General features: G+C 62.8%; 28 protein-coding genes. 12 read left to right on the forward strand and 16 right to left on the reverse strand.

The annotated features are described in order from the left end of the window. Window positions 1-33: 33 nt before the first annotated feature. On the forward strand, window positions 34-513 hold the full coding sequence (locus VITFI_RS04820; protein ID WP_089416030.1) for a hypothetical protein: 480 nt from the start codon (window positions 34-36) through the stop codon (window positions 511-513). On the opposite strand, the gene VITFI_RS04825 is transcribed toward VITFI_RS04820, so the two are convergent. Then, window positions 497-1417 (reverse strand): LysR family transcriptional regulator, encoded by a 921-nt coding sequence (locus VITFI_RS04825; RefSeq protein WP_089416031.1) that lies wholly within the window; start codon window positions 1415-1417, stop codon window positions 497-499. The two genes, VITFI_RS04820 and VITFI_RS04825, sit on opposite strands and share 17 nt — an antisense overlap. An 89-nt stretch (window positions 1418-1506) precedes the next feature. On the opposite strand from VITFI_RS04825, the gene VITFI_RS04830 reads away from it, so the two are divergent. The 3 genes from VITFI_RS04830 (at window position 1507) to VITFI_RS04840 (ending at window position 5440) form a co-directional block, all read left to right on the forward strand. Further along, the gene (locus VITFI_RS04830; protein WP_089416032.1) at window positions 1507-2217 is read left to right on the forward strand and encodes a haloacid dehalogenase type II; all 711 of its coding nucleotides are present in this window, start codon (window positions 1507-1509) and stop codon (window positions 2215-2217) included. Beyond that, window positions 2214-4418: a malate synthase G gene (locus VITFI_RS04835; RefSeq protein WP_089416033.1), complete on the forward strand. Its 2205-nt coding sequence runs from the start codon at window positions 2214-2216 to the stop codon at window positions 4416-4418. Before VITFI_RS04830 ends, VITFI_RS04835 begins: the two co-directional genes overlap by 4 nt. Before the next feature lie 194 nt (window positions 4419-4612). Next, window positions 4613-5440, forward strand: coding sequence for a CatB-related O-acetyltransferase (locus VITFI_RS04840; protein WP_089416034.1), 828 nt, complete (start codon window positions 4613-4615; stop codon window positions 5438-5440). Between the two features lie 73 nt (window positions 5441-5513). Here VITFI_RS04840 and cynS read toward each other — a convergent pair whose 3' ends face one another. The 3 genes from cynS to VITFI_RS04855 all read right to left on the reverse strand — a co-directional run bounded on the left by cynS (window position 5514) and on the right by VITFI_RS04855 (window position 8135). Next, entirely contained in the window at window positions 5514-5957 is a 444-nt protein-coding gene (gene cynS / locus VITFI_RS04845; RefSeq protein WP_089416035.1) for a cyanase, read from the reverse strand. A gap of 109 nt (window positions 5958-6066) precedes the next feature. Then, entirely contained in the window at window positions 6067-6723 is a 657-nt protein-coding gene (locus VITFI_RS04850; RefSeq protein ID WP_089416036.1) for a DUF4276 family protein, read from the reverse strand. 2 nt (window positions 6724-6725) lie between these two features. Beyond that, window positions 6726-8135, reverse strand: a complete 1410-nt coding sequence (locus VITFI_RS04855) for an AAA family ATPase (protein WP_089416037.1) — start codon at window positions 8133-8135, stop codon at window positions 6726-6728. A 74-nt stretch (window positions 8136-8209) separates the two neighbouring features. Between VITFI_RS04855 and VITFI_RS04860 the strand changes: the two genes are divergently transcribed. Both VITFI_RS04860 and VITFI_RS04865 read left to right on the forward strand, forming a co-directional pair. Next, the gene (locus VITFI_RS04860; RefSeq protein ID WP_089417972.1) at window positions 8210-9391 is read left to right on the forward strand and encodes a class I SAM-dependent rRNA methyltransferase; all 1182 of its coding nucleotides are present in this window, start codon (window positions 8210-8212) and stop codon (window positions 9389-9391) included. A gap of 4 nt (window positions 9392-9395) precedes the next feature. Then, window positions 9396-10658: a glycosyltransferase gene (locus VITFI_RS04865; RefSeq protein ID WP_089416038.1), complete on the forward strand. Its 1263-nt coding sequence runs from the start codon at window positions 9396-9398 to the stop codon at window positions 10656-10658. Between the two features lie 19 nt (window positions 10659-10677). Here the strand turns inward: VITFI_RS04865 and VITFI_RS04870 are convergent, their stop codons facing one another. From VITFI_RS04870 to VITFI_RS04910, 9 genes are all read right to left on the reverse strand, one after another. Then, on the reverse strand, window positions 10678-11277 hold the full coding sequence (locus VITFI_RS04870) for a Tll0287-like domain-containing protein (RefSeq protein ID WP_089416039.1): 600 nt from the start codon (window positions 11275-11277) through the stop codon (window positions 10678-10680). Between the two features lie 14 nt (window positions 11278-11291). Continuing rightward, window positions 11292-13028 carry a thiosulfohydrolase SoxB gene (gene soxB, locus VITFI_RS04875; protein ID WP_089416040.1) on the reverse strand — a complete coding sequence of 579 codons (1737 nt, stop codon included), beginning with the start codon at window positions 13026-13028 and terminating at the stop codon, window positions 11292-11294. Window positions 13029-13043: 15 nt separating this feature from the next. Beyond that, complete coding sequence (soxX, locus tag VITFI_RS04880) at window positions 13044-13703, reverse strand: sulfur oxidation c-type cytochrome SoxX (protein ID WP_089416041.1); 660 nt, start codon at window positions 13701-13703, stop codon at window positions 13044-13046. 25 nt (window positions 13704-13728) lie between these two features. Beyond that, window positions 13729-14559 carry a sulfur oxidation c-type cytochrome SoxA gene (gene soxA / locus VITFI_RS04885; protein WP_089416042.1) on the reverse strand — a complete coding sequence of 277 codons (831 nt, stop codon included), beginning with the start codon at window positions 14557-14559 and terminating at the stop codon, window positions 13729-13731. A 79-nt stretch (window positions 14560-14638) separates the two neighbouring features. Next, window positions 14639-14950, reverse strand: a complete 312-nt coding sequence (soxZ, locus tag VITFI_RS04890) for a thiosulfate oxidation carrier complex protein SoxZ (RefSeq protein ID WP_198301625.1) — start codon at window positions 14948-14950, stop codon at window positions 14639-14641. A 56-nt stretch (window positions 14951-15006) separates the two neighbouring features. Then, window positions 15007-15465, reverse strand: coding sequence for a thiosulfate oxidation carrier protein SoxY (soxY, locus tag VITFI_RS04895; RefSeq protein ID WP_089416043.1), 459 nt, complete (start codon window positions 15463-15465; stop codon window positions 15007-15009). Between the two features lie 26 nt (window positions 15466-15491). Then, window positions 15492-16604, reverse strand: a complete 1113-nt coding sequence (locus VITFI_RS04900) for a c-type cytochrome (protein ID WP_089416044.1) — start codon at window positions 16602-16604, stop codon at window positions 15492-15494. Further along, a complete protein-coding gene (gene soxC / locus VITFI_RS04905) occupies window positions 16588-17994 on the reverse strand; it encodes a sulfite dehydrogenase (protein ID WP_198301626.1) in 1407 nt (468 codons plus the stop codon). The genes VITFI_RS04900 and soxC overlap by 17 nt, the downstream gene beginning before the upstream one ends. A gap of 32 nt (window positions 17995-18026) precedes the next feature. Continuing rightward, a complete protein-coding gene (locus VITFI_RS04910; protein ID WP_198301627.1) occupies window positions 18027-18347 on the reverse strand; it encodes an ArsR/SmtB family transcription factor in 321 nt (106 codons plus the stop codon). A 162-nt stretch (window positions 18348-18509) separates the two neighbouring features. Between VITFI_RS04910 and VITFI_RS04915 the strand changes: the two genes are divergently transcribed. Both VITFI_RS04915 and VITFI_RS04920 read left to right on the forward strand, forming a co-directional pair. Then, entirely contained in the window at window positions 18510-19286 is a 777-nt protein-coding gene (locus tag VITFI_RS04915; protein ID WP_157725568.1) for a hypothetical protein, read from the forward strand. Between the two features lie 2 nt (window positions 19287-19288). Beyond that, a complete protein-coding gene (locus tag VITFI_RS04920) occupies window positions 19289-19576 on the forward strand; it encodes a rhodanese-like domain-containing protein (RefSeq protein WP_089416047.1) in 288 nt (95 codons plus the stop codon). 5 nt (window positions 19577-19581) lie between these two features. Here the strand turns inward: VITFI_RS04920 and VITFI_RS04925 are convergent, their stop codons facing one another. Further along, window positions 19582-19941 (reverse strand): hypothetical protein, encoded by a 360-nt coding sequence (locus VITFI_RS04925; RefSeq protein WP_089416048.1) that lies wholly within the window; start codon window positions 19939-19941, stop codon window positions 19582-19584. A 95-nt stretch (window positions 19942-20036) separates the two neighbouring features. Here VITFI_RS04925 and VITFI_RS04930 point away from each other — a divergent pair, with 95 nt between their 5' ends. The 4 genes from VITFI_RS04930 to VITFI_RS04945 all read left to right on the forward strand — a co-directional run bounded on the left by VITFI_RS04930 (window position 20037) and on the right by VITFI_RS04945 (window position 23040). After that, window positions 20037-20960, forward strand: a complete 924-nt coding sequence (locus VITFI_RS04930) for a LysR substrate-binding domain-containing protein (RefSeq protein WP_089416049.1) — start codon at window positions 20037-20039, stop codon at window positions 20958-20960. Window positions 20961-21021: 61 nt separating this feature from the next. Continuing rightward, a complete protein-coding gene (locus VITFI_RS04935) occupies window positions 21022-21822 on the forward strand; it encodes a sulfotransferase family protein (protein ID WP_157725569.1) in 801 nt (266 codons plus the stop codon). A gap of 58 nt (window positions 21823-21880) precedes the next feature. Continuing rightward, window positions 21881-22804: a branched-chain amino acid transaminase gene (locus tag VITFI_RS04940; RefSeq protein WP_089416051.1), complete on the forward strand. Its 924-nt coding sequence runs from the start codon at window positions 21881-21883 to the stop codon at window positions 22802-22804. A 29-nt stretch (window positions 22805-22833) separates the two neighbouring features. After that, window positions 22834-23040, forward strand: a complete 207-nt coding sequence (locus VITFI_RS04945; RefSeq protein WP_089416052.1) for a zinc-finger domain-containing protein — start codon at window positions 22834-22836, stop codon at window positions 23038-23040. Between the two features lie 69 nt (window positions 23041-23109). On the opposite strand, the gene VITFI_RS04950 is transcribed toward VITFI_RS04945, so the two are convergent. Then, window positions 23110-23853: a M48 family metalloprotease gene (locus VITFI_RS04950; protein ID WP_157725570.1), complete on the reverse strand. Its 744-nt coding sequence runs from the start codon at window positions 23851-23853 to the stop codon at window positions 23110-23112. Window positions 23854-24423: 570 nt separating this feature from the next. Continuing rightward, a complete protein-coding gene (gene ybiB, locus VITFI_RS04955; RefSeq protein ID WP_089416054.1) occupies window positions 24424-25350 on the reverse strand; it encodes a DNA-binding protein YbiB in 927 nt (308 codons plus the stop codon). Window positions 25351-25420 lie beyond the last annotated feature (70 nt).

Consider the following 25420-nt stretch of genomic DNA (forward strand, 5'->3'; position numbering starts at 1 on the left):
TGTTTCGCCATTTCCAACCCACCTGCTCTCATCATGAAGACTTCCTCTTTCGTGCGTGGCGGTGCCGCGCTGCTGCTGGCGCTGAGCGCCATGGCTGCCTCGGCCCAGACCTACACCAAACAACAGTTGCAAGAGCTGTACAGCTCGTTCGTCACAGGGGAAGGTTTCCGACCGGAAATCACCCCGGCGGGCAACGTCAAATTCAAGCGGGAAGGGCGCACCCACGTCATTTACGTGGATGAGAAAGACCCGACCTACTTCCGCATGGTGTTTGCCTTCGCCGAGAGCGACAAGAGCCAAGCCACCCGCGTGCGCCGTTTGGAAGCGGCTTCGTTTGCCACCGGTGAGGTGAAAGTGGGCAAAGCCTATCTCGACCCCGAAGGTGACCCGGTGTTCAGCGCTGAAATTTTCACCGTCGTGCCAGGGGACGCCAAAGCGATGATGCCGCGCATCTTGCAAATCATGGATTTGACGTACGAAAAGTACCAAACCAAGTTCAACGGCAGCCGCTGAGGTCGCCCCAATACTGCGCGTCCCCGTAGGTGTGCTTGAGGAAGTCGATCCACAAGCGCACCCGCAGCGGCAAATGCCGGGCGCTCGGAAACATGGCGTAAATGCCATTCGGCGGTGCGGCAAAGCCGTCCAGCACACTCACCAAGCGGCCAGCGGCCAAGTCACCTTGCACCTCCCAGGTGCTGCGCCACGCCAGCCCCAGCCCTTGCAGGCACCACTCGTGCAGCACCTGCCCATCGCTGCAATCGAGCCGGCCCGAGAGTCGCAGGTGTTGCACCTCGCCCTCCACCTGAAACGCCCAGCCGCGTGTTTGGCTGGCGTCTGAACTCAGCACCAAACACTGGTGGCGCCCCAGCTCGGCGGGGTGCTGCGGCACGCCGGCGCGCTTCAAATAAGCGGGCGTGGCCACGCACAGGCGGCGGTTGTCCGCCAGGCGCACGGCGACCATGCTCGAATCGGCCAGGTCACCGACGCGCACCGCGCAGTCGTAGCTTTCGTTGACGATGTCCACCACGCGGTCGGAGAGGTTGAGCGACAGGCTCACCTCCGGGTGCTGGGCCAGAAAGCGCGGCACCAGCGGCGCCACATGGCGCCGTCCAAAACCGCCCGGCGCGGTGACGCGCACATGCCCGCTGGCCTTCACGCCGCCGGCGGAAACGCTGGCTTCGGCGCTGTTGAAGTCGGCGATCAGGCGCTGGCAGTCTTCCAAAAAGGCGCTGCCTTCGTGCGTCAGGGTGATGCGCCGCGTGGTGCGCACCATGAGTTTGACGCCCAGGCGTGCCTCCAGCGCGTCGATACGCCGACCGATGACGGCGGGGGCCACGTCTTCCAGCGCGGCGGCAGCCGTCAGGCTGCCCTTGCTGGCGACGGCGACGAAGGTTTCGATTTGTTTGAGGCGATCCACGAGAGCGAACTCATTTCAACTTTAAAGTCATGAATCCATCAACTTATTCGTAGTTAATGGCGAATCCAGTATCGAATAAATTTCGAACCATGGAAAAGACCCTCGTGCCCAAAGCCGTCTTGTTTGACGCCTACGGCACGCTGTTCGATGTGTACAGCGTGGCGCTGGCGGCTGGGCAGTTGTTTCCCGGCGCGGGCGACAAGCTCGCCCAGCTCTGGCGCGACAAGCAGATCGAATACACCCACCTCATCAGCATGAGCGCCCAGGCCGGGCTGCACTACCGCCCGTTCTGGGACATCACCCGCGATGCGCTGCGCTGGTCGGCTGAACGCTTGGGCCTGAAGCTCACCCAAGCGGCGGAAGACCGGTTGATGAACCAGTACCGCCACCTCTCTGCCTTCCCGGAAAACCACGAGGTGCTGCGGGCCCTGCACGAGCGCGGCGTGCGCGCCGGCATCCTCTCGAATGGCGACCCGGAGATGCTGGCCGTGGCCGTGAAAAGCGCTGGGTTTGCCGAGTGGCTGAACCCGGTGTTGAGCGTGCATCCGGTGCGCCAATTCAAGACCGCGCCGGCGGCTTACCAGCTCGGGCCAGATGCGCTGGGTTTGCCGGCACGCGACATTCTTTTCGTCTCCAGCAACGGCTGGGACGCCATCGGCGCCACCTGGTTTGGCTACACCACCTTGTGGGTGAACCGCAGCGGCGCGCCGCTGGAGCGCCTGGGCACCGAACCCACCCGCACGGGCAGCAACCTGCGCGCCGTGCTCAACTTTTTTCCCTTTTCAAAGGACGTTTCATGACCGCACGCACCCAAGTCCACAGCCTGCAAGTGGCCACCGAGCTGTTCCGTTTTGTTGAAGACCAAGTGCTGCCCGGCACCGGTGTGGACTCCGCCGCTTTCTGGGCGGGTTTTGACGCCATCGTCAACGAGCTGGCGCCGAAGAACGCCGCGCTGCTGGCCGAACGCGACCGCATTCAAGCCGAGATGGACGCTTGGCACCAAGCCAACCCCGGCCCCGTGGCCGACATGGCCGCCTACCAAGCGTTCTTGGAAAAAATCGGCTACATCGTGCCGGTGCCGGCGGATGTGCAATCGACCACGTCGAACGTGGACGACGAGCTGGCCATCCAAGCTGGCCCGCAACTGGTGGTGCCGATCCTGAATGCGCGCTACGCACTGAACGCCGCGAACGCCCGCTGGGGTTCGTTGTATGACGCGCTGTATGGCACCGACGCCATCTCCGAAGACGGCGGCGCCGAGCGTGCCGGCGGCTACAACCCGGTGCGCGGCGCCAAGGTGATCGAGTTCGCCCGCAACTTCCTGGATCAAGCGGCGCCGCTGGTGAACGCCAGCCACAAGCAAGCCACCGGCTATGCCGTGGAAGCGGGTCAATTGGTGGTGAGCCTGGGCAACGGCATCGTCACCGGCCTGGAAACCCCGGCGCAACTGGTGGGCTACCAAGGCGACGCCGCCGCGCCGAGCAGCATCCTGCTGGTTCACAACGGTTTGCATCTGGACATCCGCATCAACCGCGCCACCACCATCGGCGCGTCGGACGCGGCCGGCGTGTCGGATGTGATCGTGGAAGCCGCGCTGTCCACCATCCTCGACTTGGAAGACTCGGTCGCCGCTGTGGACGCCGAAGACAAGCTGGTGGGCTACAGCAACTGGCTGGGCATCCTGCGCGGCACGCTGACCGAAACCTTCAGCAAGGGCGGCAAGGAGATGACTCGCGGCCTGAACAAGGATCGCGTGTACACGGCGGCCAACGGCCAAGGCGAAGTCGTGCTGCATGGCCGCTCGCTGCTGTTCGTGCGCAACGTCGGCCATTTGATGACCAACCCGGCCATTCTGTGGGGCGCCGAAGGCAAGGAAATTCCGGAAGGCATCATGGATGCCGTCATCACCACCACCTGCTCGCTGCACGATCTGAAGAAGCTGGGCACCGCCGGGTTTGGCAACTCGCGCAAGGGCTCGGTGTACATCGTCAAGCCGAAGATGCACGGCCCGGCGGAAGTGGCGTTTGCTTGTGAGCTGTTCGGTCGTGTCGAACAACTGCTGGGCTTGCCGGACAGCACCGTCAAGCTGGGCATCATGGACGAGGAGCGCCGCACCTCCGTCAACCTGAAGGCTTGTATTGCCGCCGCCGCCAGCCGCGTGGCTTTCATCAACACCGGCTTCTTGGATCGCACCGGCGACGAGATGCACACCGCCATGCAAGCCGGCCCGATGATGCGCAAGGGTGACATCAAGTCCAGCGCCTGGATTGCCGCCTACGAGCGCCGTAACGTGTTGATCGGCCTGCAATGCGGCCTGCGTGGCCGCGCCCAGATCGGCAAGGGCATGTGGGCCATGCCGGACCTGATGGCCGAGATGCTCAAGCAAAAAATCGTGCATCCGAAGGCCGGAGCCAACACCGCTTGGACGCCGTCGCCGACCGCTGCCACGCTGCACGCGCTGCACTACCACCAGGTGCTGGTGTCCGATGTGCAAAAGGCCATCGAAGCCAGCGGCGATGCGGACAACGCCGAAGTCACCAACAAGCTGCTGAGCGACTTGCTCACCGTGCCGGTGGTGGCCGAAGCCAAGTGGAGCGCCGAGGAGCGCCAGCAAGAAATCGACAACAACGCCCAGGGCATCCTGGGCTACGTGGTGCGCTGGGTCGATCAAGGCGTGGGCTGCTCCAAGGTGCCGGACATCAACGACATCGGCCTGATGGAAGACCGCGCCACGCTGCGCATCTCCAGCCAGCACATCTGCAACTGGCTGCACCACGGTGTGGTGACGCAAGAGCAAGTGTTGGAAACCTTCGCCCGCATGGCCGCCAAGGTGGACGAGCAAAACGCGGGCGATCCGGCTTACAAGTCGCTGGTGGCCAACCCTGAGGGCGCGGCTTACCAAGCGGCGCTGGATCTGGTGTTCAAGGGCAAGGAGCAGCCGAGTGGGTACACTGAGCCGCTGTTGCATGCTTGGCGGTTGAAGGTGAAGGCGGCAAGCTGAGCCTCGTATCCTGAGCTGACGGGCCTGCGAAAGCGGCCCGAGCCAGCAACTTGGACACGGATCAACCACCACGGAGCTTTCAAATTGGGGTTCTGCGCAGGGCCCCAACCCCTTCATAATCTGGCCACTGGGGCGCTGTTTTCTGGACTCGAGACCACTGCACGCCATTTATTGCTCACTGAGGAGTTGCCGTAGTGCCGTTTAAAAAATATACCGTGGTGGTGACGAATGAACTCATTGATGCCATGGTTGAATTTAATTTCAATCCAGGTTTTAATGCAAAAAAGAATGGTGAAAAATTCGGCTGGTTGCAAATTGGGAAGAGAATCACAATTGCAACCCCGAAAATTGCAATCGAACCCCACGCGGGACTCCATGGTGGGCGGTATATTCCGCTGATAGGGGGAGTGCCGTACTCGGGCTTTTGTTCGATTGGCTCGTTTAGTTACAGCTACTCATGTCTGCCAGAACCCGTCAAGGTGGGAAGATATTGCTCGATATCGACCGGACTGAAGTTCCTTGATTCCACTCACCCCATCACCACACTGACGACGTCGGCTGCGTTATTTAGAATTCAAAACAAACTATTCACTCGCTGCCAAACTCCGCAGGTTGAGAGTTTTTCGAAGCGGTTTCGTGCCAAAGGTGACAAGCCATATCCAGAGATTGGCCACGACGTTTGGATTGGGCACGGCGTCACCCTTGCCATGGGGATTAAAATTGGAACTGGAGCGATCATCGCGGCCAACAGCACTGTGGTTCGCGATGTCCCGCCTTATGCGATTGTGGGGGGGAATCCAGCCCAAATTATCAAAATGCGGTTTGAGCCTTCCCTTGTGGAGAATTTGTTGAAATCTCAGTGGTGGGAGTTTGACCCCCAGGAGATTTTTAGTCTAGACTTTACCAATCCACAATCGGTCTGTGAAGAAATAGGTCTCCGCAATTTAACGCCGTACCGACCCAACGTGTTCGACTTGGCGCAGTTTGCAGAAGAGGCCCCGACAGGTCAGAGCACGCCGTGAACCCTGGCCCGCTGAGGGCCAGTTCAGCCTACAAAGTGGGCCCGTTTTGCTGTATTGCGTGCCGTTCGGCCCATCAATACGTCTTGTACGGCAAAAACTTCCCACTCATCGTGATGCTCACCCGGTCGCCCTTCGGATCGGGTTCGCGCTGCAAGTCCATTTTGAAATCGATGGCGCTCATGATGCCGTCCCCGAATTCTTCGTGGATCAGCTCCTTGAACGTGCTGCCGTACACGTTCACCAGCTCGTAAAAACGGTAAATCAGCGGGTCGGTTGGCACTGCCGTGGGCAGGCTGCCCTTGTAGGGTACCACTTGCAGCCACTTCTGATCCTCCGCGCTCAGCCCGAAAATCTCACCGACGATGGCGGCTTGCTCCGCCGTCAAGGTCATCTGCCCGAGGCACGCGGCGGTGACCCACTCCTTGCTCAAGCCCACCCGGTCGGCCACATCGGCCCACTTCAGGCCCTGAAGCACCTTGGCGGTGATGATTTTTTCCGTGACGTCGATGCGGCTCATGCGATGCGCTCCTCATGGTGATCTTGTCGCCCAGTTAGTGGTCAAACGCACTATGACAGGGCGCGATTCGCAGAATAAGCAAGCTTTGTGCTAAGCGTCACAGGGCGCGTCAGCGCAGGATGTGCATGGACGCTAAGGCTTGCCGCAGTTCTGAGTCCAGAGCCGAGAAAGCACTCACCTGGCGCAGAAGATCAAGGGACACTTCCTCGCCAAGCTGTGTCAGCCGGCTTGCGACCCCCGCTCGTGCATGCCGCCCGCTGGGGCGGGTTGCCTTGAAGGCTGCTTCCAAAACCTGTTTTGGATCCGAGATGCTTTCGACCTGCTTGGGTGTCGCGGGTAAACCCAGTGCTTGGTTGTCCAACCGGGTTCCGAAAACACGCCGTAGTGCATCGCCATCTGCGAGTGCCCAAGCTTCGCAGTTACGGACGGGGACAACACCCACCCCCAGCCCCTTCAAACCGAAACGCTGTTTCAGCAGCGCCAGGGCTGGATCGACGCGCTCCGATCGAGCGCGATTGGCATCCGCATCTGCATCGGCATGCACAAACAAAATTTGCCAAGCGCCTCGGGCTGCCGTGGCGGCTTGCAAGATGCGGTCGTGTCGGGTGCCGCTGCTGGGCGAGCCGGGGTCGGCCAACGCCAAAACCTGCTCGGCCATTTCGACGTCACCCGCGCACACGTCCTGTGTCAGTCGAAGCAGCAAACCGGAAAGAAATCGATCGTCTGTGCGCCCTTCGGAATAAAGCGCGAGGTTGAGGTAACGCATGTTCAACCCTCGGCACGGATGCTGTTTAGCATGCTTTCCACTTCGAAGCTGGAAACGACAGGGATGTCCTCTGTGCCGGCCTCGGTTTTGAGCTTGTCGGAAAGATCGCCCTGACGAGTCACTGGACGCAGCCGGGTTTTCCGGCGAACCTCGCGGGTTTGTGCATCGACCACTTGGGCGGTATCGGCAAACAGTACGGGAACTTGTGTTGTCTGATGTTTACCGTTTAAAAAGGACGAGAGTACAACAGGAGAGTGACTGTTGAGCAGCAATTGGTTGAGGTGAGCCGAAACGGGGGGGAGTGTGTCCAATGTGCTGACCATGTCACATAGGCGCTCCATCAGGCGTTTCAGTCGCGCGGGATGCACGCCGTTTTCGGGCTCCTCGAAACACACCATGCCACGATGGCGTGGGTCGTGTAGCAGCGTCAGCAGTGCCAGCACACGCAATGTGCCATCGGAAATGACACGAGAGGAAAAAGGGAGGCCATCCCGCATCGTCAGATGGATACGGTACTCGCGGGTGCCTGGATCCAATCCAGCATCCAACGAGCGAACACCTGGAATCAGGTTGTTGAGCGCCAGGGCGATGTCGTGCAGAACCCCTTGGGGTTGATCTTCAGTGGCAGTTTCCGCTTTGAGCCGCGCTAGTACAGCGGCCAGATTGCTGCCGTCGGCTGTGAGTAGATCAGGGGAGGTAGCAGGGGAGGGGCGTCGCAGCAAGGCTGGATCCAGTTGTAACAGCCGCCAATGGTGCATTTCGTCACGCATGGCGAACAGGTGCGGGAAATCCGTGTTGGTGATGCTGTACAGAACGGTGGCTTCGGCCGCCGTCGCGGGGCGTTCCTGTGTCCGGCCGCTGTGGCCATCCTGGTGTAGACGGAAAACGCGCTTGCCATCGACCTCGCTGGTTGAGAGTAAATCCGCGTTGCGGCTGGCGCTGTACTTGAGGTGTTGCTTTCCGAAATCCTTGCTGACACTGAAGCGCTTGGCCCAGGTATCGGCCTTGCTCGCAATGCGGCGCAGAGACTCGTGAGACACCATCACTTTCTCGACACCCGGTCGCACTTCTCGGCGTTCCAACTCCAGTTCGTAGCGCAGTCTCGTGTGGCTGATCGAAACTTCTTTCCCCCAAGGGTCGCGCACTTTGGGGTCGATCAGCACTTCAACCGCGAAGCGGATGTGTTGGCTGAGGCCTGACTGTGTGCGGCGAAATAACTCTGCGGGTTCGCCGCGCATGTTCTTGAGCGCTTGGCTGACATCCTGCGTGGCGAGGTTGGACAGCAACTGAACGGCATCAAACAGATTGCTTTTGCCAGCAGCGTTGACGCCAAGGATCACGACAAAAGGTTCTAAGTCAATGGCGAATTTTTCGAAGGTCTTGAAGCCGTCGATCTCGATACGCGTCAGCATGTGTACATGTCCGGTGAAGAGAGAGGGATTGTGCGGTGAGACGTGCAATGCGCCAGCCCGGCGACAATGCCCCCATGAAAATCATCCGCCTGCGTGAAGGAAAAGAGCGTTCGCTGCTGCGTCGTCACCCCTGGGTGTTCGCTGGCAGTGTGGAAAAAGGCAAGGCCGACCCCGGCGAAACCGTGCGGGTCGAAGGCCACAGCGGCCAGTTCTTGGCGTGGGCCTCGTTCAGCCCCAGTTCCATGATCCGCGTGCGCGCCTGGAGTTTTGACGAAGCCGAGCGCGTCGACGCCGACTTCTTCCGCCGCCGCGTCGCCGCTGCCGTGGCCATGCGCCAGCGCCTGGGCATCGCCAGCAACGGCGTGCGCCTGGTCCACGGTGAAGCCGACGGCCTGCCCGGCTTGATCGTGGATCGTTACGAGGACATCCTCTCGGTGCAATTTCTCAGCGCCGGCACCGAGCGCTGGAAAGCCACCATCGCCGATGCCCTGCTGGCCGAAACCGGCTGCACGCGCCTGTATGAGCGCAGCGATTCCGGCGTGCGCCAAATGGAGGGCCTGGAGCCCGCCAAAGGCTGGCTGCGCGGCGAGGGCAGCACCACGGTGACCCTGCGTGAACACGACATCCGCCTGACCGTGGACGTGGAAGAAGGTCACAAAACCGGTTACTACTTGGATCAGCGGGAAAACCGCGCCCTGTTTGCCAAGCTGGTGCGCCAGTTCGGCTGCCAAAGCGTGCTCAACTGCTACAGCTACACCGGCGGTTTCAGCGTCGCGGCGCTGGCGGGGGGCGCCACCGAAGTGGTGAGTGTGGATTCCTCCGGCCCGGCGCTGGCCCGGGCCACCGCCCACGTCGAGCTGAACGGCTTCAACCCGGCGCACCACACCGCGCTGGACGCGGACGTGAACGGCACCCTGCGCCAGATGTTGAAGGATGGCCGCCGGTTCGATGCCATCGTGCTCGACCCGCCCAAGTTCGCCCCGAGCGCCGCTCACGCCGACCGCGCCAGCCGCGCCTACAAAGACATCAACCGCCTGGGCCTGAAACTGCTCAACCCCGGTGGCTTGCTGCTGACCTTCAGTTGTTCTGGCGGCATCGGGGCCGAGTTGTTCCACAAAATCGTGGCCGGTGCGGGCTTGGATGCCCAAGTCGATGGCTACCTGATGCAACGCCTGGAAGCTGCCCCCGATCACCCGACGACGCTGTGTTTCCCCGAAGGTGAGTACCTCAAGGGTTTGGTGATTTTGCGGCGCTGAGGCGGTGAGCGCAGCGCCCATCTACATCCTCACCTTCGGTTCGCTCGGCGACGTGCTGCCGCTGGCGACGCTGGGCGGCGAGCTGGCGCGGCGCGGCCACGCGGTGACGCTGTGGTGTGGCCGCTTGCATCTGCCGATGGTCGAGCGCCTGGGCGTGCGCGCCCTGCCGCTGGACACCGATGCGCTGCCGCCCATGCGCGTCCAAGCTTCGCCGGTGTTCAAGACGCCGCAGATGTGGCGCCGCGTCGAACAAGGTTTGCAAGCGGGTTATGCGGCGGTGGCAGCGGCGCTGGCTGCGCTGCCGGTGGGGTCGCCTCAGCCGATCGTGGTGGCGTCGACGTTTGCGCTGGCGGGTCGTTTGGCGCAGGAAAAACTCGGGTTGAAATTGGCGACGGTGCATCTGTCGCCGATGTGCATGGTGTCGTTTTTGGACATGCCGCCCGTGGGCGATCTGGTGATGCCCACCTGGATGCCACGCGCCCTGCGGCCCGGGCTGGGGCGCGGGATGGAGCGGCTGTTGTTCGACCCGGTCACGGCACGCGGGCTCAATGCGCTGCGGGCCGAGTTGGGTTTGGCCCCGGTGCGCCATGTGTTGAGTCGCTGGATGCATTCCCCCGATTTGGTGTTGGGGTTGTTCCCGGCGTGGTTTGGCGACCCGCAACCCGATTGGCCGACCGCCACCCAGGTGCTGGATTTTCCCTTGGCCGATGCCGCCGAAGACGCGGTGCTGGCCGAAGCCGATCCGGGTTTGGAAGCGTTTTTGCAGGCGGGCGCGCCGCCGGTGGTGTTTTACCCCGGTTCAGCCAAGCGGGACACAGCGGCGTTTTTCGAGGAAGCCCTGCGCAGTTGCGCGGCACTTGGCCGCCGAGCGGTGCTGCTGACGCGCTACCGCGAGCACATCGCCGGTGGGGCCGAACTGCCGGCTTGGGCGCTGCATCGGGCTTACGTACCCCTGAGCGGTTTGTTGCCGCGCAGCGCAGCCTTGGTGCATTGCGGCGGGGTGGGCACGCTGGCGCAGGCGGTGGCGGCGGGCTGTCCGCAATTGCTGTTGCCCTACACCTTCGATCACTTCGACAACGCCCGCCGTTTGCAGCGGCTGAACGTGGCGCGGGTGCATCGGGGTGGCGGCTGGGGCGCAGCGCTGGCGCAGTTGTTGGGCGATGCGTCGGTGCGCGTCGCGTGCCAAGCCCGTGCCGCTGGCGTGCCCGAGGGCGCCAGCGTGCGCGCTCGGGCTGCCTCAGCGATTCAGGCGTTGGCGGCGCGTTGAACGGGCCGCGCTGTGTGCCTCACGGCGTGACCGGGCGGCGCAGCGTCATGGCGCCGCGCAGTTGCCCGACGCTGTAACCCGTCGCCTTGTCCGCTGGATAGAGCGCTTGCAGGCGCTCTTTCACGGCGGGGCTGAGGTTGGTGGCATCGCCGTGGCAGTGGATGCACACCGCTTGCGTCGGCAAAGCGCGCATGTAGCGCTGCACGGCTTGGCCGTCTTGGGTGACCACTTCGGCGCGTTCCAGCGTGGCGGGGCTTTCGCCAGCGGCAGCGCGGCGGTCGAAGTCTTCCAGCGTGGCGCGTTCCCAAGCGTCCGGCACGGCTTTGGGGTTGCGCTCGCGCAGAGACACCCGGCGCACCTGCCAGCCCGTTTGCTCGCTGGCGCTGCGCGCCATCTGCGGGGCCTTCTCGTTGCATGCACCGATGGCGTGCTCCGGCCCCCCCTTCTCAATTTCACCGACCAGCACCGCCAATAGCTTGGGCGGCAGGGCAGTGGCAACGGTGCGGGCTTCACTCACCCAAGGAGCGTCGTCCGCCGCCAGGGTGAGGGGGCTCCAAGCCAGCAGCACGCCGCCAGCGCATGCGCCGGCCACGGCGCGCAAAGTGTCAAATGCAGTCATGGCTGAACGATACGTCACGCGGCGATCCCCGGGTTGCCGCCCACCCCCACCAGCTTCGGCGTGTTGACGCGACGGGCCTTCACGCGCCCGCCCTGGGCTTTGAGCCAGGTTTCCACCACGTCCCACACCGGTTTGACGCCGGGGGCGTTCTTGGCCTCTTCGGCCACCGGCGCCCAGCCGGCCACCTTGTACTTCTTACCGGCTTCCACGGGCTTGCCGCCCAGGCGCATGTCGCTGATGCGGCTGCCGGCTTTTTCGCCCGGCGTGCAGGTGTAGGTCAGGCCGCCGACGCGCACCATGTCCCCGCCCTGCTGGTAATACGGATCGGGGTTGAAGAGGTTGTCGCACACGTCTTCGAGCACGGTTTTCAGGGTCTCGCCCGTCATCTCGCTCAGGGTGGCGTAGGGGTAGGTGATGGCCAGTTGATCCATCATCAGCTCGCGGGTGATGACATCCCCCGGCAGCAGCGTCGTGCCCCAGCGGAAGCCCGGCGAGAACGCCAGATCGGCGCCTTGCACCTCCATCAGTGCGTCGCAGATCAACTGATCCCACGAGCCGTTGAAGTTGCCCCGGCGGTACAGCAAACCATCGGTGACGGCCAGCTTCTCGGCCAGCTTGGCTTCGTAGGGCTGGCGCATTTTGGTGATGAGCGCGTCCATCTCGGCGTCGGCCTTCAACTGGTTGGCGAACACCGGCAGCAGGCGATAGCGGAAGTCCACCACCTTGCCGCCCTTCACATCGAAGTCCATCACGCCCAGGAACTTGCCGTTCGAGCCGGCGTTGGTCACCAGCGTTTTGCCGCCAGCGTTCTCAACCGGGATCGCCACCGGCACGCCGTCGTGGGTGTGGCCGCCGAAAATGGCGTCGATGCCGCGCACGCGGCTGGCCATCTTCAAATCCACATCCATGCCGTTGTGGCTGACAACGACGACGACTTGCGCGCCCTTGCCACGCGCCTCGTCCACCATCTTTTGCATGTTCTCGTCCTGGATGCCGAAGCTCCAGTCCGCCACCATGTAACGCGGGTTGGCGATGGGCGTGTAGGGGAAGGCTTGGCCGATGATGGCGCAGGGCACGCCGTTGATCTCGCGGATCACATACGGCTTGAACACCTGATCGCCAAAGTCATTCGTCTTGACGTTTTGTGCGACGAAGTCCAGCTTGCCGGCGAAGTCCTTCTCGACGATCTCCTTCACCCGCTCCATGCCGTAGGTGAACTCCCAGTGGCCGGTCATCACGTCCACGGTGAGCAGCTTGCAGGCGTCCACCATGTCTTGCGCGTTCGTCCAGAGGCTGGTGGCGGAGCCTTGCCAGGTGTCGCCGCCGTCCAGCAGCAGGGCGCCGGGGCGGCTGGCTTTCATCATCTTCACCAGCGTGGCCAGGTGCGCAAAGCCGCCGACCTTGCCGTAGCGCCGGGCGGCCTTTTCAAAATTCAAGTAGGTGAAAGCGTGGGCCAAATCGGTGCCGGGGCGGGCGCCCATGGTTTTGAGCAGATGATCCCCGACCAAGTGCGGCAGGTTCCCCTTCATGCTGCCGATGCCCATGTTCACGCTGGGTTCGCGGAAGTAGATCGGCTTCAACTGCGCGTGGCAGTCCGTCATGTGCAAGAAGCTGACGTTGCCGAACTTGGGCAGGTCGTACAGGCCCTTTTGGGCGGTGGCGGCATCGGCGTCGGCGTAGCGGCCCAGGCCCATGCCGGCCACCGAGGCCGCGCTCAACACCTGCATGAATTCGCGCTTGCTGATGTTCATTGGAAAACTTTCGGTTCAGTCTGCGTTAACGGGGGATTTCGGGTCGAGCAGCAGGGCCATCACATGCTTGATCTGCTGTTCATCGAGCAGCCCCTTGTGGCCGAAACGTGGCATCAAGGTGCAGGCGTTGTAGGCGCTGGCGTTCCACAGCTTGCCCCAGGTGTATTCGACGATGGGGCGGGCATTGGGGGCCGCCGGATCGGCCACACCGCGCAACTTGCCGTAGTGGTACAGGCTCGGGCCGATGGTGCCGAAGGAAATTTCAGCCTTGGTGATTTGGTGGCAGTTGTAGCAATTGGCACCGTTGGCGCTGGTGGCGGTGCTCTTGTCCGTCCAAGTCAGGCCCCGACCGTTTTGGGCCAGCTTTTCGCCCTCTTTCCAGTCGCCCAGGTAAACACCATCACGAGGGGGCTGGAGGGTCGCCAGGGCCGCTTCTTCCAAGCGCTTGAGGGTGGTGGCGTCGGGCGCGTGTTCGCTGGAGCAGGCCGCCTGGTTGGCGTCTTGTTGCAGCCGATCCACCTTGGCGATGCCTTCGTCACGGAACGAACCCGCCATCATGGCTCTGAATTGCGCGTCCAACTCGGCGGAGGTGGGTGGGCTGGCGCAGCCCGCCAGCAAGCCCAAGCCGCCCACGGCCAGTGCCGCACCCAACCAGGACAAAGCAGTCTTGTTCATCGGTGTTCCTTTGCGTGTGACGGGTTCAGCGCTTGATGGCCGGCGCGATGGACAGCGCCCCCTTGGCGTTCACGCCCATGTAGACGCCCAAGGCGATGGTGGCTTCCGAGGCGTAGCCCGGGTAGGGGAAGCGTTGCTGGCGGTAGCAGTCGTTGAGCCGGTGCTGCATGCTCCACAGCTCGCCCGCAGACACGCGATACGCCGGCCAGGCCGCAAAGCCGACGCCGTCGCCGGGGTTGCTGCGCAGGTCGGGCAGGTCTTGCAGGCGGATGCGTTTGTCCGGTTGGCCGTGGCAGGTGGCGCAGGAAAAATCCATGGGCCCACCGCGATAGAAGAAGGCCCGTTTGCCCAGTTCGTACAGGCGTTTTTCTTCCGGATGGCGCTGCGGCAGGTTGAAGCGCAGCTCGCGGGATTCGGCGGAAATCCAGGCCGACAACGCTTCCAAATTCGGCATCTCACCTTTGCCGAACGGCTGCTTGACGATCTCGGCAGCGTTGAAGCCTTGCAGTGTTTCCATGCACGTCAGCAGGCGGGATTCCAGATCCTGCACCCGCTTCGTGTCCGAGAAGTAGCGCGGCAGTTCGACCCACGCCCCTTTCACCACCCCCGGCCCTTTGCCCAAATCGCAGGCTTCCAGCGAGGCATTTTTGGGGCCACGCTTTTTCTTCCACAGGTCTTCACCTTTGGCTTCGAACAGCTCGGCGGGGTTGCCGTCGGCCAGCATGGCGCGGTATTCGGCGATGCCATCGGCGGCGGTTTTTTGCGCCAGGACGGGGCCGGCACTGGCAGCCAACAACGCGGTGCTCAGGGTGAGGGCCACAGGGCGGTGCCGTCGGGGGGGAAGTGCAGCGGGCATGGGGGTCTCCTCGGGATACAAAGACGAACGGGCTGCCCGGCCTGTGCCGGCCAGTGCAACCCGTGGGGCCAGGGGGTGATCAGCTCACCGTGGCTTCATCGGTGCGGGTGTCGCCCTTGGTGTCTTTCCAAGACACGGCGACTTTGTCCCCGGCCTTGGCGCCCTTGATGGCGAATTGCAAGAACGGGTTCTTGGACACCGAGGGGCCCCATTGGGCCGTCATCACCACCTTGCCGTTGAGCGCGGCGCTGACTTCTTGGATGAACCAAGCGGGAATCACCTTGCCGGACGAATCCTTGCGCTGGCCGGTTTCCATTTCGTGGCTCATCAGCACGCGCACGTTGGCTTTGTCGCCAGACATCTGGGCGCGGATCTTCATCGGGTCTGCCATGGGAAATCTCCTGAAAATTCAATGACGGGAACGCGGGTGGATGGGTGGGCCGGGCCTCAGCCGCCGCAGCCGCCCAGCGTGACCTTGACTTCCTTCTGCGCGAACAGCACCTTGCCGTCGCCCATGATCGCCACGGCGTAGACGTTGGAGGACTGGCCCATCTTCACGCGGGTGCTGAAGTTGGCTTCGACCGCGTCCGTGACGTCGAACAAAGCGGCCAGCACCGAGGGGTTCTTTTCGATCAAGATCAGCACGCGCTTGACGCCAGGCAGCGCCGTGGCCGCGCCCACGGGCACGACCGAGCCGTTTTCGGCGATGTCCGGGCCGCTGACGGTCACGTCCTTGCTTTCGACCGGGGCGCCGGCGCCCAGGGCCTTCATCAAGTCGGCGATGTTTTTCGCGTCAAAGGCGGCGGTGTTCCAGTTGGCCAGGGCGGGGGTGGGCAGCAAGCCGGCGGCGGCCATCAGGCCGGCCACCGTGGCGCTGCGTGCGAGCATGTCACGACGGGTTTGCATGGTTGGAATCTCCTTCAGGTTCGGGGTCACTTCTTGGCGCCGTCCATCAGCCATTGGGCGATGGCGCGGGCGTCGGCCTCGGGCAAGGTTTGTGCGGGCATCGGGATCGGGCCCCAAACACCTTGGCCACCAGCGCGAATCTTGCCGGTCAGGTAATCGACACCGTCGGCGCGGCCCGCGTACTTGCCTGCAACGTCCTTGAACGAGGGGCCGACGATTTTGTTGTCCACGCTGTGGCAGGCCACGCAGCCGTGTTTGTTGATCAGCGCGCTGCCGCTGGGCGCAGCGGCGGGCTTGGGTGCCACGGGGGCGACGGGGGCTGCACCGGTGCCCAGCGGGGCGGTCGACTCCGGCTTGGTGGTGTCGGCGCCGATTTGCGCACCCACCATGCGGTTTTGTTCCGCCAAGTTGCCGTGGTTGTTGCGCGCAAACGCCGGCAGGAACGAGCCGATGTTCGGTTCGGGTGCGCAGTTCGTCATGCAGGCCACGGCCTTCACGTCGGGCTTGCCGGCGGTTTTCATGCTCTTGCCGGGCCACATGCCGTGATCCAGCGTCATGCCGTTGCGGTTGGGCATGCGAGCCTGGGCGTCGGCCATGGTTTTGTCCGAGAGCACAAAGTTGTCCGGCACGACCCCGCCCATGTTGAGCAAGTAGGCCAGCACCGAGTAAACCTCATCGGGCTTGAGCGACTTGGGCGCCGTCCAGGGCATGGCGCGGTTGATGTAGTCGAACAGCGTCGAAACCGTCGGCACTTTCATCAGCGTGGTGCGGCCAGGGAAGCTGGTGTCGGTGAGTTTGGCGACCCGGCCGGTTTTCACGTCGTCAGCGGTGGTGCCGCCCACCAAGGGGCTGAACACCTCGTTGGATTCGCCAAAAATACCGTGGCAGTGGGCGCACTTGCCTTCCCAGATGTCCTGGCCGGCGCTGACCGTGCCCGAACCCTTGGGCAGCCCTTTGAAGTCCGGGCGCACATCGATGTCCCAGGCGGACACTTCCTTGGGCGTGGCGGAACGGCCAATGCCGGGGAATTCCTGCGCACCCGCAGCCCAGGCACTGCCACCCACCGCCCACAGTGCAGCGGCCACCGCCACCGCTGAGGCAGCACCCTTCAGGCGCTTGGCATCACGAGAGCTGGACATTCTTCACCTCGCCGCTTTCTTGCACCAACCACGACTGGATGGCGTTGTTGTGGTAGATCGAACGCGTACCGCGCACCGCACGCAACTGCTTGTAAGTGGGCTGGACGTAGCCGGTTTCGTCGGTCGCACGGCTTTGGATGATGGCGGGTTTGCCATCCCAGACCCAGTTGATGTTGAAGCGCGTCAACGCCTTGCTGTGAACCGGGCCTTCGAGTCGTGCGGTGCGCCAGTTGCGCCCGCCATCGACCGACACATCCACCTTGGTGACCTTGCCCCGGCCCGACCATGCCAAACCGGTGATGTTGTAAAACCCCTTGTCCAGCAAAATCTGGCCGCCCGAAGGGGTGGTGACCACGCTCTTGCACTCCTGGATGTTGGTGTACTGCCGGTGCAAGCCGCTGGGTTGCAAGTCGATGTAATGGACGGCTTCGTCTTTGGCCGCATAGGGGGCATCACCCACCTCGATGCGGCGCAGATACTTGACCCAGCTCACGCCTTGCACCCCGGGCACCACCAAGCGCAGCGGGTAGCCGTTTTCGGGCCGCAGCATCTCGCCGTTTTGCCCGTAGGCGACAAACACTTCGCCAGATTCGACCAACTCCATGGGGATGGTGCGGGTCATGGAAGAACCATCAGCGCCTTCGGCCAGCAGGTAGCGGCCACGTTTGTAGTCCACCCCGCACATGTCCAGCAGGATCTTGAGCGGCACGCCGGTGAACTCGCTGCACGAGATCATGCCGTGGGTGTACTGCACCGTGGGCACAGCCACGTTGCCCCATTCCACGGCGGTGTTGGCGCCGCATTCGATGAAGTGGAAACGGCTCACCGAGGGCAAGCGCATGATCTCGTCCATGGTGAAGACCTTGGGCGACTTCATCAGCGTGGGATCCGAGCCGTTGAGCATCAGGCGGTGCTTGGACGGGTCGATGTCCCACCAGCCTTGGTGGTGGCGCTCGAAGTGCAGCCCGCTGGGCGTGACGATGCCAAACAGCGACTGCAACGGCGCAAAGGACACCGACGCCTGCGTGGTTTGCGTCAGGCCGGGGCTTTGGCGCCGTTGCACGTTGGCTTCGTATTTGGAGGGCTTGCCGTAGCCGTCGGTGACCACGCCTTGGCCCAAACCGGTCGAATGGGCCGGCAGGTTCAGGATGTTGGGATCACCGCCTTCGGTGGGCACTGGGTTGCCTTGGGCCAGCGCGTTGCCGCCAGCACCCACGGCCACCCCGGCGGCAGCGGTCGTGAAGGCACGGCGGATGAAGTCTCTCCGACCATCGCGGGCTTCGGCAAAGACAGTCTGGACGCCACTGCGATCCAAGAAGTTTTCCGGCGCTTTGCGCAGCCGGCCCGAGGCCACATCGGGCCGCGTCACAAGGTCATCTTCGGGGTGCACCAGGAACTCCTCTGGGTGGGTTGATGGTGGAGTCAGGGGGAGGGTGTGCAGAAATTCAGGCCGGCCAGCGGGGAAGCGGACATCAGGCGCTCCAGCACCGGGCGACGCTCGTCGGCGATGCTGTACAGCACCTGCGCCCCGAGGCGCCGCCGGCTCACCAAGCCGCAGTGGTAGAGCGTGGCCAGGTGCTGCGACAGCGTCGGCTGCGCCGCACCCAGCCCTTCGGTGAGCTGGCTGACGTTGCGCTCACCTTGCAGCAGCGCCGCGACGATGCGCAACCGCACCGGTGTGGCCAGCAGGCCAAACAACTCGGCAGCACGCTCGAACACACGATCACGATCAGGGCAGGCCAAAATTCTGACTATTAAGATATAAGCAAGCAGTGACATTATGGGCAAACCAGCCCAGAAGCATTGGTGAAAACGCCAGCGTGTGGTGTCGATGCGGCGCCATACGCATGATCTGTGTCAATTTCTTTCTCACCCTGTGGGAACTTTGGAGCCAAGGAGAACGGTATGCAAAGACGAGAGCGTCTGACGAGTACGCGCCGGCAGTGCCTGCAATGGCTGGGGGGTTGTGGGTGCATGGGTTGGGGGCTGTCGGGGCACGCGGCTTCCGACCCCGATTGGCGTCCCCCCATGGTGGCGCTGGAGGGGGTGTACGTGCCCGCACTGTTCCTGACGGGCAGCGGCGGCAAGTCGGCTGAAGCGGGACAGCGTGCGCAGGCGGCAATGCAGCGATTGGCCCAGGCGTGGGTCACACTGCGCCCCACCTTCGCCGGGTTGTGGCCCCGGGACGCTGCGTGGCAGCGCAGCGTGGGGCAGGTTCAGCAGCACATCGACGAGGGCGCACAACGGACGCAGCAAGGCGCCTGGGCCGCCGCGCATGAGGCCCTGGAACACGTCCGCGAAGTGCTGGCTCAGGCTCGGCAGGCCAAGGGACTGGTGTTTTTGCCCGATCGCTACACCGTGTTCCATGCGGAGATGGAAGCGTTGGTGGCTGCGGGGGCGGCGGCAGTGCTCGATCGTCCGGCGCTGCGGGCGCGTTACACCCGTGCCCGGGCACTGTGGCAGGGCATTGTGGACACCGCAGTCGATGTCGAGCGGGATGGTTTGAGCCCCGCCCGTCAGACCCAGCAAGCGCGGGCGCTGGCCGAGGAAACGACGGCACTGTCCCTGTTGAGTCAGGCCCTGGATGACGCGGACGATGCCGTGTTGCGCCAGCGCCTGGTGGCCCTCAAAGCGCCGTTCGTGCGGGCTTATACGGCGTTTGGCCGTGAATTGGAGCGTTGAACATGTCACACCCCACCCCACCGGCCACGCTCATTGACGTGCGTTCTCCGGGCGAGTTTGCCAGCGGCCATCTGGCAGGCGCCATCAATTTGCCGCTGGATCAACTTCAGCACAGCATTGGCCGCACCGTGCCCGATGTGGCAACGCCGCTGGTGCTGTACTGCGCTTCTGGGGCGCGTTCCGCCTTCGCTTGCGGACTGTTGCAGCAGTTGGGGTACACCCAGGTGAGCAACGGGGGCGGCGTCGGGCTGTTGGCCATGCAGTTGCAGCGGGCCATCGTTCGCGGCTGAGGCCGTCAGAACATCATGTTCTTATCGACGTCCTGCATCTTGCGCCGCGCCAGCGCCAGGTTGGCGCGGTGTTTGTCCAGCACGAAATAAATGAAGGTACCCTCCTTGCGGGAGGATGGGCGCAGCAAGTGGTATTGCTTGCCCAGGGTGATCAGAATGTCGTCGATGACATCATTCAGCCCGAGTTGACGCATGGCCTTGAGCTTGGCGCGGATCACCTCGGTGTTGGCCGCAGCCGCGACTTCCAAATCCAAGCCCGAGCCCGCAGAGCCCAACATCATGCCGCTCTCTGAGTCCACAACGGCGCAGCACATGGCACCGTCACAAGTCATCATCTCATCCAGGGTTTGGCGAATGGTGGCCATCGCAGGTTCCTTTGGTGGTTGAAAAAACGTGGCGATGCGGCAGAGTCTACGGTGCGATCCACCTCAACCTTCCAATTTCCCGCAGGTAAACCATCATGACCTTGACCGAATTGCGCTACATCGTGGCGGTGGCGCGTGAGCGGCACTTCGGCCGGGCTGCCGAAGCGTGTTTTGTGTCGCAGCCCACGCTGTCGGTGGCCATCAAAAAACTGGAGGAGGAGCTCGACGTCAAATTGTTCGAGCGTGGCAGCAGCGAAGTCAGCACCACGCCTCTGGGTGAGGCCATCGTGCGGCAAGCCCAAACAGTGCTGGAACAGGCCCAAGCCCTGCGCGACATCGCCAAGACCGGCAAAGACCCCCTCACCGGCCCTTTGCGGTTGGGGCTGATTTACACCATCGGCCCGTACCTGTTGCCGGAGTTGGTGAGGCAGGCCATTGCCCGAACCCCACAGATGCCGCTGATGTTGCATGAAAACTTCACCGCCAAACTGCTGGACATGCTGCGCGCCAACGAGTTGGACTGTGCCATCCTGGCCGAGCGCTTTCCGGACGCCGGTTTGGCCGTCGCGCCGCTGTACGACGAACCGTTTTTGGTGGCTGTGCCTGCGTCACACCCCTTGGCGCAGCGCGGCGCCGTCAGTGCGCAAGAGCTCAAAGAAGAAACCATGCTGCTCCTGGGCGCGGGGCACTGTTTCCGCGACCATGTGTTGGAGGTGTGCCCCGAATTTGCACGCTTTTCCAGCGACAGTGAAGGCATCCGCCGCAGTTTCGAAGGATCGTCGTTGGAGACGATCAAGCACATGGTGGCTTCGGGCATGGGGGTGACGGTGGTGCCGGGGCTGTCGGTGCCGCGTGAAGCGCATCCTCACCTGCGGTTTGTCGAGTTTGCGGCCCCGGTGCCGACGCGCCGCGTCGTGCTGGCATGGCGCAAGAGTTTCACCCGCTACGAGGCGATCGCCGCTTTGCGCAACGCCATCTACGCTTGTGAGCTGTCCGGGGTGGTGCGGCTGACGGCGTGATCAAGCGACAATCCCCCTCTGGATCCCAGACCTTTGCGCCCGCCCGGCGGGACTGATGTTCATGACTACCCACACCCGCGAGTTTTCCCCCCCGTTTTTCATCATCGGCTGTGTCCGTTCGGGCACCACCATGCTGCGCAACATCTTGCGCAACCATCCGAACTTGGCTTGCCCTGAGGAAACGCACCTGTATCGCTGGGGGGAGCCTTTCGGTACGCCGGGATTCATGACGCAGTGCAACAACGCTCTGCTCAAGAAACACCGTGAGCTGGATGGCATCAAGGACGGGGAGTTCAAGCACATCCTGGATCAGTCCATTTCGCGGGGTGATTTGATGGCGCGGTACATGGCGCGTTTCGTCGAAGTGCGCAAACCCACGGCCACGCGGTGGTTCGACAAAACGCCCCAAAACGTCTACGGCGTGCATTTGATCGCCGAAGATTTCCCAGAGGCCAAATTCATCCACATCGTGCGCAATCCGGTCGAGGTGGTGTCGAGTTTGCGGCTGGGCAAAGTCGTCAAGGTGCCGAACTTGATGGCGGCCTGCGCTTACTGGAATGAAGCCGCCACATTGATTCACGCGCTGCGGCGGCGCTCGCCGAACCGGGTGCTGGAGCTGCGCTACGAGGATTTCACCGCCGAACCCGAGCAAGGCATCCGCCAGGTGCTGGACTTTGTGGGAGAGCCCTTTGACGCCTCTCACTTCACCAACGTGATCACCTACGAAAGCTCGCACAAGGACGAAGGCCTGTTCTCACCCGAAGAGGTCAAAACCATCGAACGCACCTGCATCAAGGGGCGGCGGATGTATGGTTACGCTGCCAATCCGTTGCCGTACTGGAAACGCAAGGGACAAGCCTGAGTGCCCTTCTAAAATCCCCCGCTTTTCCCAAGCACACAGACACAAAGGACTTGAAGCCATGGGCATGGACGATCGCGACGGCAAAATCTGGATGGACGGCGAGCTGGTGGACTGGCGCGATGCGAAGATCCACGTGCTGACCCACACCCTGCACTACGGCTGCGGCGCCTTCGAAGGGGTGCGCGCCTACAAGACCGCCCAGGGAACGGCCATCTTCCGCTTGCGTGAGCACACCCAGCGCCTGCTCAATTCGGCCAAGATCCTGCGGATGCCGATGCGCTTCGGCTTGGAAGCCCTGGAAGATGCCCAGAAAGCCGTGGTGCGTGAGAACCAACTCGAAAGCGGCTACCTGCGTCCGCTGATCTGGATTGGTTCCGAAAAGCTGGGGGTTTCGCCCAAGGGCAACACCGTACACGCCATGGTCGCGGCCTGGCCTTGGGGTGCGTACCTGGGCGAAGAGGGGATGCAGCGCGGCATCCGCGTCAAGACGTCCAGCTACACCCGCCACCACGTCAACATCACCATGACGCAGGCCAAGACGGTGTCCAACTACACCAACTCGATCTTGGCCAACATGGAAGCCACCGATGATGGCTACGACGAAGCCCTGCTGCTGGACGCGGCTGGCTTCGTCTCCGAAGGCGCTGGCGAGAACATTTTCGTCATCAAGGATGGCGTGGTGTACACCCCCGATCTGTCCGCTGGGGCTCTGAACGGCATCACCCGCAACACCATCTTCCACATCTGCCAAGACTTGGGGCTGGAATTGGTGCAAAAGCGCATCACCCGTGACGAGGTCTACATCTGCGATGAAGCCTTCTTCACCGGCACAGCCGCCGAAGTCACGCCGATCCGTGAACTCGACCGGGTCACCCTCGGGTGCGGTGCGCGTGGCCCCATCACCGAGAAAATCCAGGCGGCTTTCTTTGACATCGTCAATGGCCGCAACGAAAAGTATGCCCACTGGCTGACGCTGGTGTGATCCGAGCCCTTCATTTGGAGACCGTGAACATGAGCCAACCCGAAGCCGTCGTCGAAGTTACCGCCAAGGATCTGCAAGGCCCTGGCGTGGTGTTCTGCCCCAACCCCAAGATGACGCAGTGGAGCAGCCATCCCAAGGTGTATGTGGATCTGAGCCACAGCGGTGAAGGCCGTTGCCCCTATTGCGGCACGGTCTACCGCCTCAAAGCGGGCGAAAAAATCGCGCACGCTCACTGAGCGGGGCGTGCCCCATGAAAAATGGCCGGTGCCTGCGAGGGCACCGGCCATTTTCTTGGGCCAGTCGGATCACTGGCACACATAGGCATAAGGTGACTTGCCAGAAGGACACGACCCCGGGCAGGGGCTGTGAACCACTTGTCCGTTTTGGCACTTGGGTTCAGGCGCCGTCAGGCGCGGATTGGGCCCCCAGCAGCCGCAGGTTTGCATCACCGAGCCTGGGCGCAGCAAGCCTTCGGTGTTGGTTTGCACCGGGGCAGGGGCCTGGCCGGGCAGCAGAGCCATGGCCGCTGGCGCGGTGGAGCCCTGGTGGGTGGTTTGCGGCATCTTCGCGTTTTGATCGTCGCGGCAACGGGGGTCGGCGCTGCAACTGGAAACCCAACCGTTGGTGATGGCAGCCAGCCGATCTTGTTTGCCCGGGTGCGTGGGCGTTGGGGTGGACGGGCCGTAGACCTCCATGGCCCGGCGCGCATCTTCCAGCGTAGCGCCCATGCGGTGCAGGATGAAACCTGAGTAGTAATCCGCTTCCAACTCCAAGCGCGGGCGGTTACCGTTCTTGCCGAGGGTGTGGCCGTTCAAGTGATGGTCAATTTCGTGGGCTAGCACACTCACCGCAGCCCAACGGTTGCCGGTTTGCTGGTTCAGGTTACGAACAAAATACTGGTTGTAAAGGATGTAGCGCTTGCCGTTCTGCGTGACAGCCGCTGCGTTAAGCACACTGCTGGCCTTCAGCACGAAGTTGGGCACCAAACCCGAAGCGCGAATGATGGCCTTGATGACATCGGAAGCCTCTTGATCGGAGGCGAATGTCATGACGTTGTCGGGAATGTCTTCACCAAAATACGCGCATGTATCGTGTCCACCCAAGCGCATGGGCTCCGAGACTTGGGCATGCGCGCCTGACCCATGACTGAAGGTGAGGACACCGGCGATGAGTGCGCGAAAAAGTGCGCCAAGAATTGCACGAGACATTGCTGTCACCAAGTTGTTGTGTTGGTCTGCACCCCCTGTGTTATTCGGAAGTTTCGGCAAAGCGTGACCCGCACGTCGTTACAACAATGTGGTAATGCAAACGGCGGAGAGGGGGCTTTTGCCGATCGTCCTCAATGGGCCTGTCTGTGCAGGTTCACAGCGAATTGTGCCCCTACCCTCGCGCCATCAAGAGGCCATCGCTCCAGGCAACTCCCGTTGTTAGGGGGGGATTTATGGATTAGGGGTTGCAAAAAAACACGGGATTTTCATCAAAAACAAATCACCTTAAGGGCAAAAACCAGCAAAAAGCGGACACAGCCCCTCTTAGGCAAGCCATTTGGCTGGGGGCTTGGTTGCTTTCGTTACGTGGCATTACATCTGTGCGGTGCGTCCGCGACAGGTGTGTTGCCCTCACAACGGGGTTCGCTCGGCCAGGGCCTGTAAACACCGCACTTGGCGGACGATGGGGGCTGGCGGTGTCAGTGTTCCACGGGTGATGGCCTGAATGTAAGCCGCCGTTTGGCGGGCGTCTTGGCCGTCGGGCAAATCTGGCAGGGTGTGGAGGCTGCCGCCCTGCGCTTCGATGGACAAAACTTCGTCCAAGTGCCCCTGGACAAAACATTTGAGGGCTGGCAAGCGCCGCGCATCGGCCACTGGTTCGCCTTCGGTGCCGCGCAGCAGCAGGGCGCTGGCTTGGCTGAGCCCCAAGAACTCCGCCAAACTGACGGCGTACTCCGGATGCGTATGGTTGACCACGCGCACCCCGTTGGCCACCGCCGGCAGCAACTTGGCCAAAGTATGACCAGGGTTGCGTAAACCCAATACGCCACGCAGGGCGAGCAGATGTTGCTGCAAACCCGGGTGCAGCACCGAGGTGGGCATGAACACGGGCTGGCCCTGACGCCACTGGGCTTGGGCTTGCTCAGCGGTTTCGACGGGGGAGAGCCCCAGCTCGATGAAAATTTGTGCGCTGGTGACACGCCCTGCTTCTTGCAACGGGCCGTGAACCAACACACTCACGCCCTGCTGAGCCAGCAAGCAGGCCAGCAGGGGGGTCAGGTTGGGCAGCTTGCGGGCGCCGTTGTAGCTGGGCAGCACAACGGCGGGCCCTGGGGCCACCAAACGCAACATGCGTGGCTCGACGGCCTGCATGAACCCGAGCAGCTCCTCGGGGGTCTCGCCCTTGATGCGCATGGCCAAGGCGAAGGCCCCTTTCTCCAGATCGCTGACTTGGCCGTCCAGCAGGCGGCCCATCAGATCAGCGGCTTGGGCACGATTCAGCGAGCGCGCACCCTCCTTGCCACGGCCAATGTCTCGCAAATAGGGGGCAATGCTCATTGATTCTCACCTTGGGATGCATGGACACCCAAGATTGTGGCCTTCGCTGGGTGTCCCGGTGAGTTGCTGG

It is taken from the genome of Vitreoscilla filiformis (assembly GCF_002222655.1).
Lineage (GTDB): Bacteria > Pseudomonadota > Gammaproteobacteria > Burkholderiales > Burkholderiaceae_C > Ideonella > Ideonella filiformis.